This window comes from Geobacillus sp. PLS 41, from assembly GCF_056494105.1.
In genome coordinates this window covers 2,930,240-2,943,300 of sequence record NZ_CM151395.1, presented here as the reverse complement: position 1 = coordinate 2,943,300, position 13,061 = coordinate 2,930,240, and the positions used below count along the sequence as shown (strand labels likewise).

Here is a 13,061-nt window from a genome sequence, read left to right as displayed (position 1 = left end):
GCCTTGCCGCTTCATTTGTTTGCCATGGCGAATTATGCTACAATGCAAAAAGGATGAATGAGAAGGACAGGGGGACTTGGCACGGTGGCATACTATTGGATTGCGGCGGCGGTCGTCATCCTCGATCAATGGACGAAATGGCTTGTCGTCCGCTATATGCGGCTTGGGGAAAGCATCCCGATCATTGACAATGTGCTCTATATTACGTCGCACCGCAATCGCGGCGCGGCGTGGGGCATGCTGGAAGGGCAGTTTTGGCTCTTTTATTTGATTACGGTTATTGTCGTGGCGGCGATCGTGATCTACATCCGCCGCCTGAAGCCTTCTGAACGCCTGGCGGGCGTAGGGCTTGGGCTGATGCTCGGTGGGGCGATTGGCAATTTTCTCGACCGCGTCTTTCGCAAGGAAGTGGTCGATTTCATCCACGCGTACATCGGCACGTACAGTTTTCCGGTGTTCAACGTGGCTGACTCGGCGCTGACGGTCGGCGTCATCTTGCTGTTTGTCCATATGTTTTTTTTCGCGACACCAGAGAAAGGGAATGAGTAGATGGACACGATCACATTTCACATTGAAGACGAATATGACGGCGAACGAATTGATAAAGTGATCGCGGCGTTAAATGAGGAATGGTCGCGTTCACAAGTGCAGCAATGGATCAAAAACGGGCTTGTGACCGTGAACGGCCAAACGGTGAAGGCGAACTACAAATGCGAGGCGGGCGACTCGGTCGCCGTCTCACCGCCGGAGCCGGAGCCGCTTCATGTCGAGCCGGAGCCGATTCCGCTGGACATTTATTATGAGGATGAGGATGTCCTTGTCGTCAACAAACCGCGCGGCATGGTCGTCCATCCGGCGCCCGGGCATATGCGCGGCACGCTTGTCAACGCGCTTCTCGCCCATTGCCGCGACCTGTCTGGGATCAACGGCGTGCTTCGCCCCGGCATCGTCCATCGGATTGACAAAGACACATCAGGACTATTGATGGTGGCGAAAAACGACGCCGCCCACCGCTCGCTCGTCGAGCAGCTTGTGAACAAAACGGTGACGCGCCGCTACAAGGCGATCGTCCACGGCGTCATTCCACACGATTACGGGACGATCGACGCGCCGATCGGCCGCGACAAGCGCGATCGAAAGAAAATGGCCGTCACCGAGGAAAACGGCAAGGAAGCCGTCACCCATTTCCGCGTGCTCGAGCGGTTTCGCCATTATACGTATGTGGAGTGCCAGCTGGAAACGGGGCGGACGCACCAAATTCGCGTCCATATGAAATACATCGGCTATCCGCTCGCTGGCGACCCGCAATACGGGCCGAAAAAAACGCTCGCCATCGACGGCCAGGCGCTTCACGCCGGGGTGCTCGGCTTCCGTCATCCGAGAAGCGGCGAGTATTTGGAATTCGAAGCGCCGTTGCCGCCGGAGTTTGCCGAGCTGCTTGACTGGCTGCGAAAAAACGATTGACAAACGAACACGCCCCCTTTACAATGAAAACAGGTGAACAGGAACCTTTAAGTTCAGTCCTGTGAGGCTGAAAAGGGGTCGGAATGACAAAGAAGGGCGATGTATGCCCATCTTGTTTGGTGATAAGCGCGCCATCCCCCGCTTCACAGGCGGGGGATTTTTTGTGCCAACGGAGGTGGCTTGTATGCAAAAGGCGGTCGTGATGGACGAACAGGCGATTCGCCGCGCTTTGACGCGCATCGCCCACGAAATCATCGAACGAAACAAAGGCATTGACGGCTGCGTGCTTGTCGGAATTAAAACGCGCGGCATTTACTTGGCGCGCCGCTTGGCGGAGCGGATCGAGCAAATTGAAGGGGCGTCCGTTCCCGTCGGTGAGCTTGACATCACCTTGTACCGCGACGATTTGACCGTGAAGACGGACGACCATGAACCGCTTGTGAAAGGAACGAATGTGCCGTTTCCGGTGACCGAGCGGAATGTCATTTTAGTTGATGACGTGCTCTTCACCGGCCGGACGGTGCGGGCGGCGATGGATGCGGTCATGGATTTGGGCCGCCCGGCGCGCATCCAGCTCGCCGTGCTTGTTGACCGCGGCCACAGGGAACTCCCGATCCGCGCTGATTTCGTCGGCAAAAACGTGCCGACCTCTCGTTCGGAACTGATCGTCGTGGAGCTTTCGGAAGTGGACGGCATCGATCAAGTCTCCATTCATGAAAAATAGCGAAGCACCCTTTTAAGCGCAGTCCCGTGAGGCTGCAAAAGGGGCGGAATCGTTTCGGCTGTTTCTGCACCCTCTTTGCGTCTTCGCGGGCAAAGAGGGATTTTTTTGTGCACACTAGAAAGCAAGCCTCGCTCATTTGATCAAAGGAGTGACGAAAGATGAACAAACCGGTGTTGGACATTCAAGACCGCCCGACTGTTGGGCAATGGATCACCTTAAGCCTTCAGCATTTATTCGCCATGTTCGGGGCGACGATTTTAGTGCCGTACTTAGTCGGCTTAGATCCGTCGATCGCCTTGCTCACAAGCGGGCTTGGAACATTGGCGTTTTTGCTCATTACGAAATGGCAAGTGCCGGCGTATCTTGGCTCGTCGTTCGCCTACATTGCGCCGATCATCGCGGCGAAAACGGCTGGCGGCCCGGGAGCGGCCATGATCGGCAGCTTCCTCGCCGGATTGGTGTACGGGGTTGTCGCCCTCATCATTAAAAAAGCCGGCTACCGCTGGGTGATGAAACTGTTGCCGCCGGTTGTGGTCGGCCCGGTCATCATCGTCATCGGCCTCGGCTTGGCCGGGACGGCGGTCGGGATGGCGATGAACGGCCCGGACGGCAAATACAGCTTGCTCCATTTCTCGGTGGCGCTCGTGACGCTCGCGGCCACGATCGTCTGCTCCGTGCTCGCGCGCGGCATGTTGAGCTTGATTCCGGTGCTTGTCGGCATTGTCGTCGGCTATCTCTACGCGTTGGCGGTCGGGCTCGTCGATTTGTCGAAAGTGGCGGCGGCGAAATGGTTCGAATGGCCGGATTTCTTGATCCCGTTTGCCGATTATCCGGTGCGCGTCACATGGGAGATCGTGATGCTCATGGTGCCGGTGGCGATCGTCACCTTGTCCGAGCATATCGGCCACCAGCTCGTCTTAAGCAAAGTCGTCGGCCGCGACCTCATTCAAAAACCGGGGCTGCACCGCTCGATTTTAGGGGACGGAACGGCGACGATGATCTCCGCCTTGCTTGGCGGTCCGCCGAAAACGACGTACGGGGAAAACATCGGTGTGCTGGCGATCACCCGCGTCTACAGTGTCTACGTGCTGGCCGGCGCGGCGGTCATCGCGATCGCTTTCGGCTTCGTCGGCAAAATCACGGCGCTGATCAGCTCGATTCCGACGCCGGTCATGGGCGGTGTGTCGATCTTGCTGTTTGGCATCATCGCCTCGTCCGGACTGCGCATGTTGATCGACAGCCGCGTCGATTTCGGCCAGACGCGCAATTTAGTCATCGCCTCGGTCATCTTGGTCATCGGCATCGGCGGAGCGGTGCTGAAAATCAGCGACAGCTTCCAAATTACCGGGATGGCGCTCTCGGCCATTGTCGGCGTCCTCCTCAACTTGATTTTGCCGGGGCGTCCGCAAGCCGCGGAAAACCTATTTGAAGAAAACCAGAGCGACCATGTCGCCTAATAGGAGAAAGCACCTTTTAATTAAGTCCCGCGAGGCTTAAAAAGGTGTGAAAACAGGCGCATCCAGGGCCGGAGTGCACCTTCTTCGGCTCTGCCATGCGCCGATCGTCACACCTTGCCTGGCCGGCAAGGTGTTTTTTTTCGCGAAAAAACGAAAAGGAGCGAGACCGATGACCCATCTTTTCGCATTAAGTGAACTGCCGCTTGATGAAATCCACCGTTTGCTCGATGAAGCGGAAGCGTTCCGCAGCGGGCGCATCTGGCGCCCGGCGGCGCCGATGTACGTCGCCAACTTGTTTTTCGAACCGAGCACGCGCACGAAATGCAGCTTCGAGATGGCGGAACGGAAGCTTGGGCTTCATGTCATTCCATTTGACCCGGAACGCTCGAGCGTGCAAAAAGGGGAGACGCTGTACGATACCGTACGGACGCTTGAGGCGATCGGCGTCGATGCGGTTGTCATCCGCCATCACGAAGATGCGTATTTCGAAGCGCTCCGCCATGCGGTCGGCATTCCGATCATCAACGCCGGCGACGGCTGCGGGCACCATCCGACCCAGTCGCTCTTGGATTTATTGACGATCCGCCAAGAGTTTGGCGCCTTCACTGGCTTGACGGTGGCGATCATCGGCGACATCCGTCATAGCCGCGTCGCCCGCTCCAATGCGGAAGTGTTGACAAGGCTGGGGGCAAACGTCCTGTTTTCCGGACCGGAAGAGTGGAAAGATGAAACGAATCCGTACGGGACGTACGTCGAAGTCGACGAGGCCATCGCCCGCGCCGATGTCGTGATGCTTTTGCGCATCCAACATGAACGCCATGCGGAAACGATGGGGCTGACAAAAGAAGAGTACCATGCGCGGTACGGGCTGACGCTTGAGCGGGCGCGGCGGATGAAATCGGGCGCCATCATCTTGCACCCGGCGCCGGTCAACCGCGGGGTCGAAATCGCAAGCGAACTTGTCGAAGCGAAGGCATCGCGCATTTTTAAACAAATGGAAAACGGCGTCTACGTCCGGATGGCTGTCTTAAAACGGGCAATGGAAGGGAGAATGGAGCATGGGCGTATGGCTGAAAAATGGCATGTCGTTCAATAAAGATGGGGAATTGATGCGGACACATATCAAAATCGAACACGGAACCATTGCAGCGATCCTCTATGAACAGCCGCTGGAAGCGAATGAGGAGGACGTTATCGACGTTGGCGGCCGTCTCATCGTTCCTGGCCTGATCGACTTGCACGTTCATTTGCGCGAACCGGGCGGCGAAGCGAAAGAAACGATTGAAACGGGCACGCTCGCCGCGGCGAAAGGCGGATTTACGACGGTTGCTGCCATGCCGAACACGAACCCAGCGCCGGATCGGAAAGAGCAGATGGAATGGCTGCAAGCCCGCATCCGCGAAACGGCGCGCGTCAACGTGCTTCCGTACGCGGCGATCACGATTGGGCAAAAAGGGGAGGAGCTGACCGATTTTGCGGCGCTAAAAGAAGCAGGGGCGTTCGCCTTTACCGATGACGGCGTCGGCGTCCAGTCGGCCGGGATGATGTTTGAAGCGATGAAACAGGCGGCGGCGCTCGATATGGCGATCGTTGCCCATTGCGAGGACGACACGCTGACAAACGGCGGAGCGGTGCATGACGGCGAGTTCGCCCGGCGCTATGGACTTCGCGGCATTCCATCCGTCTGCGAGGCGGTGCACATCGCCCGCGACGTCTTGCTTGCCGAGGCAGCCGGATGCCATTATCACGTCTGCCATATCAGCACGAAAGAATCGGTGCGCGTCGTCCGCGACGCGAAGCGGGCCGGCATCCGCGTCACCGCCGAAGTGACGCCGCACCATCTGCTCTTGTGCGATGAGGATATTCCAGGGCTTGATGCGAACTACAAAATGAACCCGCCGCTGCGCAGCCGCGCGGACCGTGAAGCGCTCATGGAAGGGCTGCTCGACGGCACGATCGATTTTATCGCCACGGACCACGCGCCGCATACGGCTGCGGAAAAAGCGAAAGGCATCGAGGCGGCGCCGTTTGGCATCGTTGGGCTCGAAACGGCGTTTCCGCTCTTATATACCCATTTCGTCAAAACAGGCGTGTTTACATTAAAGCAGCTTGTCGATTGGCTGACGATCAAGCCGGCGCAATGTTTCGGCCTCAAGGCCGGGCGGCTTGCCGTCGGGGCGCCGGCGGATATTGCGGTCATTGATTTGGAAACAGAAGAAGCGATTGATCCCGAGACGTTTGCGTCCAAAGGGAAAAATACGCCGTTTGCCGGCTGGGTGTGCCAAGGCTGGCCGGTGATGACGTTTGTCGGCGGTACACTCGTATGGGAGAAAGGGAGAGAGTAACATGAAACGGCAACTGATCTTGGAAGACGGCTCGTTTTTTGTCGGCGAAGCGTTTGGCAGCTTGAAAGAGACGACCGGGGAAGTCGTCTTTAACACCGGCATGACCGGGTATCAAGAAATTTTGACCGACCCGTCGTATTGCGGGCAAATTGTGACGATGACGTATCCATTGATCGGCAACTACGGCATTAACCGCGACGACTTTGAAGCGATCCGCCCGTACGTGCACGGATTCATCGTCAAAGAAGCGTGCGTGAAGCCGTCCAACTGGCGCGGAGAACTGACGTTGGACGAGTATTTGAAAGAAAAAGGCATCCCTGGCCTTTCCGGCATCGACACGCGCAAACTGACGCGCCTTATCCGCCAATACGGAACGTTAAAAGGGATGATCTGTGGGCTAGATGTCGATCCGGTGGAAGCAGCAGCCAAGCTGCGGGCGATGGAGTGGCCGCGCGACCAAGTGCGGCGCGTCTCAACGAAAAGCGCCTACCCGAGCCCGGGGCGCGGTGAGCGCATCGTCTTGATTGATTTCGGGATGAAACACGGCATTTTGCGCGAACTGAACAAGCGAAACTGCGATGTGATCGTCTTGCCGTACAACGCCACCGCTGAAGAGGTGCTCGGCTGGCATCCGGATGGGGTCATGCTTTCCAATGGACCGGGCGACCCGAAAGACGTGCCGGAAGCGATCGAGATGATCCGCGGGATTCTCGGCAAAGTGCCGCTCTTTGGCATCTGCCTCGGCCATCAGCTGTTCGCGTTGGCGTGCGGCGGGAATACGGAGAAAATGAAATTCGGCCATCGCGGCTCGAACCATCCGGTCAAAGACTTGCGCACCGGCAAAGTCGCCATCACGTCGCAAAACCATGGCTATACCGTCACGCACGAGTCGCTTTCTGGCACCCGGCTTGAGGTGACGCATATCGCCTTAAATGACGGCACAGTCGAAGGGCTGCGCCATCTCGATTTCCCGGCGTTTACGGTGCAGTATCATCCGGAAGCGTCGCCGGGGCCAGAAGATGCCAATCCGCTGTTTGACGAGTTTTTGGCGCTCATCCGCGAGTTCAACAAGAAAGGAGAAGTCATCCATGCCTAAGCGCCGCGACATTGAAACGATTTTAGTCATCGGCTCGGGGCCGATCGTCATCGGCCAGGCGGCCGAGTTCGACTACGCAGGGACGCAAGCGTGCTTAGCCCTAAAAGAAGAAGGATACAAAGTCATTCTGGTGAACTCAAACCCGGCGACGATCATGACCGATACGGAAATCGCCGATAAAGTCTATATGGAGCCGCTGACGCTCGATTTTGTCGCCCGCATCATCCGCAAAGAGCGGCCGGACGCGATTTTGCCGACGCTTGGCGGCCAAACGGGCCTCAACTTGGCGGTTGAGCTCGCCAAGGCCGGCGTGCTTGAAGAGTGCGGCGTGGAAATTCTCGGCACGAAGCTCGAGGCGATCGAAAAGGCGGAAGACCGCGAACAGTTCCGCGCCCTCATGAACGAGCTTGGCGAGCCGGTGCCGGAAAGCGCGATTATTCACAGCCTGGAAGAGGCGTATGCGTTTGTCGAACAAATCGGCTATCCGGTCATCGTCCGCCCCGCGTTCACGCTCGGCGGCACGGGCGGCGGCATTTGCACGAACGAAGAAGAGCTTGTCGAGATTGTGTCAACCGGCCTGAAGCTGAGTCCGGTGCACCAATGCTTGCTTGAACGGAGCATCGCCGGCTACAAGGAGATTGAATACGAAGTGATGCGCGACGCCAACGACAACGCGATTGTCGTCTGCAACATGGAAAACATCGATCCGGTCGGCATTCATACGGGTGACTCGATCGTCGTCGCCCCGAGCCAGACGTTAAGCGACCGCGAGTACCAGCTGCTCCGCAACGCGTCGCTTAAGATCATCCGCGCGCTTGGCATCGAAGGCGGCTGCAACGTCCAGCTGGCGCTTGACCCGGACAGCTTCCGCTATTACGTCATTGAAGTGAACCCGCGCGTCAGCCGCTCGTCGGCGTTGGCGTCCAAAGCAACGGGGTATCCGATCGCGAAACTGGCGGCGAAAATCGCCGTCGGGTTGACGCTTGATGAAATGATCAACCCGGTTACCGGGAAAACGTACGCCTGCTTCGAGCCGGCGCTCGACTATGTGGTGACGAAAATTCCGCGCTTTCCGTTTGACAAATTTGAATCGGCGAACCGCCGCCTTGGCACGCAAATGAAAGCGACCGGCGAAGTGATGGCGATCGGCCGGACGTTCGAAGAATCACTGTTAAAAGCCGTTCGTTCGCTCGAGATCGGGGTGCATCATCTGGAATTGAACGAGGCGAAAACGGCCGCCGACGACGTGATGGAAAAACGGATCCGCAAGGCGGGCGATGAACGGCTCTTTTACATCGCCGAGGCGCTCCGCCGCGGGGTGACGGTGGAGACGCTGCATGAATGGAGCCAAATCGACCGCTTTTTCCTGCATAAGATTCAAAACATTATTGAGATGGAAACGGTCTTGAAAAACCACCCGGGCGACCTTGACGTGTTAAAAAAAGCGAAGGGGCTCGGCTTCTCCGATGCGGCGATAGCGGCGTTATGGAACAAAACGGAGCGCGACATTTACGCGCTGCGCCGCCAACGAGGCATCATGCCGGTGTACAAAATGGTCGATACGTGCGCAGCCGAATTCACGTCGGAAACGCCGTACTACTACAGCACGTACGAGGAAGAAAACGAATCGATCGTGACGGAAAAACCGAGCGTCATCGTGCTTGGCTCCGGCCCGATCCGCATCGGCCAAGGGATCGAATTTGACTATGCGACCGTCCATTGCGTCTGGGCCATTAAGCAGGCCGGCTATGAGGCGATCATCATCAACAACAACCCGGAAACGGTCTCGACCGACTTCAGCACGTCGGACAAACTGTATTTCGAGCCGCTGACGGCCGAAGACGTGATGCATGTCATCGACCTCGAGCAGCCGATCGGCGTCATCGTCCAATTCGGCGGTCAGACGGCCATCAACTTGGCGGCGGAACTCGAGGCGCGCGGCGTCCGCTTGCTTGGGACAACGCTTGAGGATTTGGACCGCGCCGAAGACCGCGACAAATTTGAACAGGCGCTCTCGGAACTCGGCATTCCCAAACCGGCCGGCAAAACCGCCGTTTCGGTCGAAGAAGCGGTCGCCATCGCCGAAGAAATCGGCTACCCGGTGCTCGTCCGTCCTTCGTACGTGCTCGGCGGCCGGGCGATGGAAATCGTGTACAATCGCGGCGAGCTGCTTCATTACATGGAACACGCCGTGCGCGTCAATCCACAGCACCCAGTGCTTGTCGACCGCTACATCACTGGCAAGGAAGTCGAAGTCGATGCCATCGCCGACGGCGAGACGGTCGTCATCCCCGGGATCATGGAACATATCGAGCGGGCCGGCGTCCATTCCGGCGATTCGATTGCCGTCTACCCGCCCCAGACATTAAGCGCGGAAGTGATCGACAAGATCGCGGATTACACGATCCGACTGGCGCGCGGGCTGCATATTGTCGGGCTGTTGAACATTCAGTTTGTCGTCTCGGGAAGCGATGTCTACGTCTTGGAAGTGAACCCGCGCTCAAGCCGCACGGTGCCGTTTTTAAGCAAAATCACCGGCGTGCCGATGGCGAATCTCGCCACGAAAGCCATTTTAGGGACGAAGCTCGCCGAGATGGGCTATGAGACGGGCGTCTGCCCGGTGCGCCCTGGCGTGTACGTGAAAGTGCCGGTGTTCTCGTTTGCGAAATTGCGCAACGTCGACATTTCGCTCGGCCCGGAAATGAAATCGACCGGCGAAGTGATCGGCAAGGACGTGACGTTTGAAAAAGCGCTCTATAAGGGGCTTGTCGCCTCGGGCATCCATATCCAGCCGCATGGGGCGGTGCTGTTGACGGTGGCCGACAAAGACAAAGAAGAAGCGGTCGAGCTGGCGCGCCGCTTTGCCGACATCGGCTACCAGCTGTTGGCGACGAACGGCACGGCGGAAACGTTGAAAGCGGCCGGCATTCCGGTGACGGTCGTCAATAAAATCCACTCGGCGTCACCGAACATTTTGGATGTCATCCGCCAAGGGAAGGCGCAAGTCGTCATCAACACGCTGACGAAAGGAAAGCAGCCGGAAAGCGACGGCTTCCGCATCCGCCGCGAAGCGGTCGAAAACGGCATCCCGTGCTTGACGTCGCTCGATACGGCCCGGGCGATGCTGCAAGTGCTCGAATCGATGACGTTTTCAACGACGGCGATGACGGAAGGGCTGGTGCGGTCATGATCGGCCGCGAACGAATGACGGTCGCAAGCCAGCGGTTGATCGCCGAGCGGACGTATGAATTGACGCTTTCAGGCCGCCTCGTGCAAGAGATGCGCCAACCGGGCCAGTTCGTTCATGTGAAAGTGGCCGCATCCGCCGATCCGCTCCTGCGCCGCCCGCTCAGCCTTTGCCATATCGACCACAAGCAGGGGCAATGCACGATCATTTACCGCCAGGAAGGGAAAGGCACGGCGCTGTTGGCGCAAAAACAGCCGGGCGACACGGTCGATGTGCTCGGCCCGCTCGGCAACGGCTTTCCGCTCGAGGCCGCGCCGGCGGGCAGCCGGGCGCTGCTAGTCGGCGGCGGCATCGGCGTCCCGCCGCTCTATGAACTGGCGAAACAGCTCACAAAGCGCGGCGTCAAAGTGGTGAGCGTGCTCGGGTTTCAAACGAAAGCGGCGGTCTTTTACGAAGAGGAATTTGCCGCGTTCGGCGAGACGCATGTCGCGACCGATGACGGCTCGCACGGAACGGCCGGGCGCGTCACCGATGTGATCGAAGCGCGCTCGCTCGAGTTTGACGTCTTGTACGCCTGCGGTCCGAAGCCGATGCTTCGGGCGCTTGCGGAACGGTTTCCGAACCGGCCGGTGTACTTGTCGCTCGAGGAGCGGATGGGCTGCGGCGTCGGGGCGTGTTTCGCCTGCGTCTGCCATGTGCCAGGGAGCGAGACGGCGTATAAAAAAGTATGCAGCGACGGCCCGGTGTTTCGGGCCGGGGAGGTGGTGCTATGAACCGGCTTGCGGTCGAACTGCCGGGTCTTTCGCTCAAAAACCCGATCATGCCGGCGTCCGGCTGTTTTGGATTTGGCCGCGAGTACGCCCGGTTTTACGATTTAAGCGTGTTAGGCGCCATTATGATCAAGGCGACGACAAAAGAGCCGCGCTTTGGCAACCCGACACCAAGGGTGGCAGAAACGCCGGGCGGGATGTTAAACGCCATCGGCCTGCAAAACCCCGGCCTTGACAAAGTGCTCGAAGAAGAACTGCCGTGGCTTGAACAGTTTGACGTACCGATCATCGCCAACATCGCTGGCTCGACGGTGGAAGAGTACGTCGAGGTAGCCGAAGCGATTTCCAAAGCGCCCAATGTCCATGCGTTAGAGCTCAACATTTCCTGCCCAAACGTGAAAAAAGGCGGGATTGCGTTCGGCACCGTGCCGGACGTGGCCGCGGAACTGACGCGGCTTGTCAAAGAAGTGGCGGCTGTCCCCGTGTATGTGAAGCTGTCGCCTAACGTTACGGACATCGTCGCGATGGCGAAAGCCATTGAACAAGCGGGTGCTGACGGCCTGACGATGATCAACACGCTCGTTGGCATGCGCATCGACGTGAAAACAGGCCGGCCGATTTTGGCCAACGGCACCGGGGGCTTATCCGGCCCGGCGGTGAAACCGATCGCCATCCGCATGATTTATGAAGTGAGCCAGGCGGTGTCGATTCCGATCATCGGCATGGGCGGCATTCAAACGGCGGAAGACGTGCTCGAGTTTTTCTACGCCGGCGCGAGCGCGGTTGCGGTCGGCACGGCCAACTTCGTCGATCCGTTCGTCTGCCCGACGATCATCGCCGACCTGCCGGCGCTGTTGGACGACCTCGGGATCGGCCACATTTCCGAATGCATAGGAAGGAGCTGGAAGACCGGTGCACACGCCGTTCATTGTCGCGCTTGATTTCCCATCAAAACAAGAGGTGGAGCGGTTTTTGCGGCCGTTTGCCGGAACGCCGCTGTTCGTCAAAGTCGGCATGGAGCTGTACTATCAGGAAGGTCCAGCCATCGTCGCGTTTCTCAAAGAACAAGGACATGCCGTCTTTTTAGACTTAAAACTGCATGACATCCCAAATACGGTGAAACAGGCGATGAAAGGGCTCGCCCGTGTCGGCGCCGATTTGGTGAACGTCCACGCCGCCGGCGGCCGGCGCATGATGGAAGCGGCGATCGAGGGGCTTGACGCCGGCACGCCAAGCGGAAGAATGCGGCCGCGCTGCATCGCTGTCACCCAGCTGACAAGCACGGACGAGCGAATGCTTCATGAGGAGCTGTGGATTTCCCGCCCGCTTGCGGAAACAGTCGCCCATTACGCCGCCTTGGCGAAAGAGAGCGGCCTTGACGGCGTCGTCTGTTCAGCGAACGAAGCGGCGTTCATCAAAGAACGGTGCGGCGCCTCGTTCCTTGCCGTCACCCCGGGTATCCGCTTTGCTGATGATGCGGCGCACGACCAAGTGCGCGTCGTCACCCCAAGGAAAGCGCGTGCGCTTGGTTCTGACTACATCGTCGTCGGCCGCAGCCTCACCCGCGCCGCCGATCCGCTCGGGGCGTATGCCCGCCTGCAACACGAATGGAACGGAGGAGAGAGAGTCAACTACCCCCACTTAGCTAACGCTTGAAGTGGGGGCTTGCAACTCCCCAGAAGTGCAAACGGACTTCGTCCTCCTTCCTTGACTTGGGGTTGCATCAGGGGGCAGGTTGACGACTACCCAACGACGCAGGTCATGCCTGCATCGTTACCGATTCTCTCGGTGTGTCTGTTGGCAGTACTTGGCTTCCACACACAACAGACGGACCTACGCTCGATGTTTTACGGTTACAACGTTTCCTGTAACCAACTCCATACATCGAGTAGCCGTGATTGGAGTGCCTTTATTGAACGGTTTTCTCCACGCCTTTATTATATCATACACAAAAGAAAGGGGGGAACGCGCATTCCTCTCCCACTTACTCCCTTTGGTCGTTGAAGTGGGAGTCTCCT

At 58.3% G+C, this 13,061-nt stretch carries 11 protein-coding genes; all 11 read left to right on the top strand.

Going from position 1 to position 13,061, the window contains the following annotated elements:
* The first annotated feature begins 57 nt into the window (after positions 1 to 57).
* The 11 genes from lspA (at position 58) to pyrF (ending at position 12,699) form a co-directional block, all read left to right on the top strand.
* Entirely contained in the window at positions 58 to 549 is a 492-nt protein-coding gene (gene lspA, locus ACVX3G_RS14685) for a signal peptidase II (protein WP_080997780.1), read from the top strand.
* Positions 550 to 1,464, top strand: coding sequence for an RluA family pseudouridine synthase (locus ACVX3G_RS14680; RefSeq protein ID WP_011230646.1), 915 nt, complete (start codon positions 550 to 552; stop codon positions 1,462 to 1,464).
* Positions 1,465 to 1,648: 184 nt separating this feature from the next.
* Positions 1,649 to 2,188, top strand: coding sequence for a bifunctional pyr operon transcriptional regulator/uracil phosphoribosyltransferase PyrR (gene pyrR / locus ACVX3G_RS14675; RefSeq protein ID WP_011230647.1), 540 nt, complete (start codon positions 1,649 to 1,651; stop codon positions 2,186 to 2,188).
* Positions 2,189 to 2,346: 158 nt separating this feature from the next.
* A complete protein-coding gene (locus ACVX3G_RS14670; protein WP_011230648.1) occupies positions 2,347 to 3,645 on the top strand; it encodes a solute carrier family 23 protein in 1,299 nt (432 codons plus the stop codon).
* 169 nt (positions 3,646 to 3,814) lie between these two features.
* Entirely contained in the window at positions 3,815 to 4,741 is a 927-nt protein-coding gene (locus ACVX3G_RS14665) for an aspartate carbamoyltransferase catalytic subunit (RefSeq protein ID WP_021321521.1), read from the top strand.
* Positions 4,704 to 5,990 (top strand): dihydroorotase, encoded by a 1,287-nt coding sequence (locus ACVX3G_RS14660; protein WP_020278155.1) that lies wholly within the window; start codon positions 4,704 to 4,706, stop codon positions 5,988 to 5,990. Before ACVX3G_RS14665 ends, ACVX3G_RS14660 begins: the two co-directional genes overlap by 38 nt.
* A gap of 1 nt (position 5,991) precedes the next feature.
* Positions 5,992 to 7,086: a carbamoyl phosphate synthase small subunit gene (locus tag ACVX3G_RS14655; RefSeq protein ID WP_014195400.1), complete on the top strand. Its 1,095-nt coding sequence runs from the start codon at positions 5,992 to 5,994 to the stop codon at positions 7,084 to 7,086.
* Complete coding sequence (gene carB / locus ACVX3G_RS14650) at positions 7,079 to 10,276, top strand: carbamoyl-phosphate synthase large subunit (protein ID WP_014195401.1); 3,198 nt, start codon at positions 7,079 to 7,081, stop codon at positions 10,274 to 10,276. Before ACVX3G_RS14655 ends, carB begins: the two co-directional genes overlap by 8 nt.
* The gene (locus ACVX3G_RS14645; RefSeq protein WP_014195402.1) at positions 10,273 to 11,046 is read left to right on the top strand and encodes a dihydroorotate dehydrogenase electron transfer subunit; all 774 of its coding nucleotides are present in this window, start codon (positions 10,273 to 10,275) and stop codon (positions 11,044 to 11,046) included. Before carB ends, ACVX3G_RS14645 begins: the two co-directional genes overlap by 4 nt.
* Positions 11,043 to 11,984: a dihydroorotate dehydrogenase gene (locus ACVX3G_RS14640; RefSeq protein WP_014195403.1), complete on the top strand. Its 942-nt coding sequence runs from the start codon at positions 11,043 to 11,045 to the stop codon at positions 11,982 to 11,984. Before ACVX3G_RS14645 ends, ACVX3G_RS14640 begins: the two co-directional genes overlap by 4 nt.
* Positions 11,956 to 12,699 carry an orotidine-5'-phosphate decarboxylase gene (pyrF, locus tag ACVX3G_RS14635; RefSeq protein WP_014195404.1) on the top strand — a complete coding sequence of 248 codons (744 nt, stop codon included), beginning with the start codon at positions 11,956 to 11,958 and terminating at the stop codon, positions 12,697 to 12,699. Before ACVX3G_RS14640 ends, pyrF begins: the two co-directional genes overlap by 29 nt.
* Positions 12,700 to 13,061 lie beyond the last annotated feature (362 nt).

Excerpts from the sequence above, each read along its gene's own strand:
- lspA (WP_080997780.1), top strand. The coding sequence starts at position 58 with ATGAGAAGGACAGGGGGACTTGGCACGGTGGCATACTATTGGATTGCG.
- ACVX3G_RS14680 (WP_011230646.1), top strand. The coding sequence starts at position 550 with ATGGACACGATCACATTTCACATTGAAGACGAATATGACGGCGAACGA.
- pyrR (WP_011230647.1), top strand. The coding sequence starts at position 1,649 with ATGCAAAAGGCGGTCGTGATGGACGAACAGGCGATTCGCCGCGCTTTG.
- ACVX3G_RS14670 (WP_011230648.1), top strand. The coding sequence starts at position 2,347 with ATGAACAAACCGGTGTTGGACATTCAAGACCGCCCGACTGTTGGGCAA.
- ACVX3G_RS14665 (WP_021321521.1), top strand. The coding sequence starts at position 3,815 with ATGACCCATCTTTTCGCATTAAGTGAACTGCCGCTTGATGAAATCCAC.
- ACVX3G_RS14660 (WP_020278155.1), top strand. The coding sequence starts at position 4,704 with ATGGGCGTATGGCTGAAAAATGGCATGTCGTTCAATAAAGATGGGGAA.
- ACVX3G_RS14655 (WP_014195400.1), top strand. The coding sequence starts at position 5,992 with ATGAAACGGCAACTGATCTTGGAAGACGGCTCGTTTTTTGTCGGCGAA.
- carB (WP_014195401.1), top strand. The coding sequence starts at position 7,079 with ATGCCTAAGCGCCGCGACATTGAAACGATTTTAGTCATCGGCTCGGGG.
- ACVX3G_RS14645 (WP_014195402.1), top strand. The coding sequence starts at position 10,273 with ATGATCGGCCGCGAACGAATGACGGTCGCAAGCCAGCGGTTGATCGCC.
- ACVX3G_RS14640 (WP_014195403.1), top strand. The coding sequence starts at position 11,043 with ATGAACCGGCTTGCGGTCGAACTGCCGGGTCTTTCGCTCAAAAACCCG.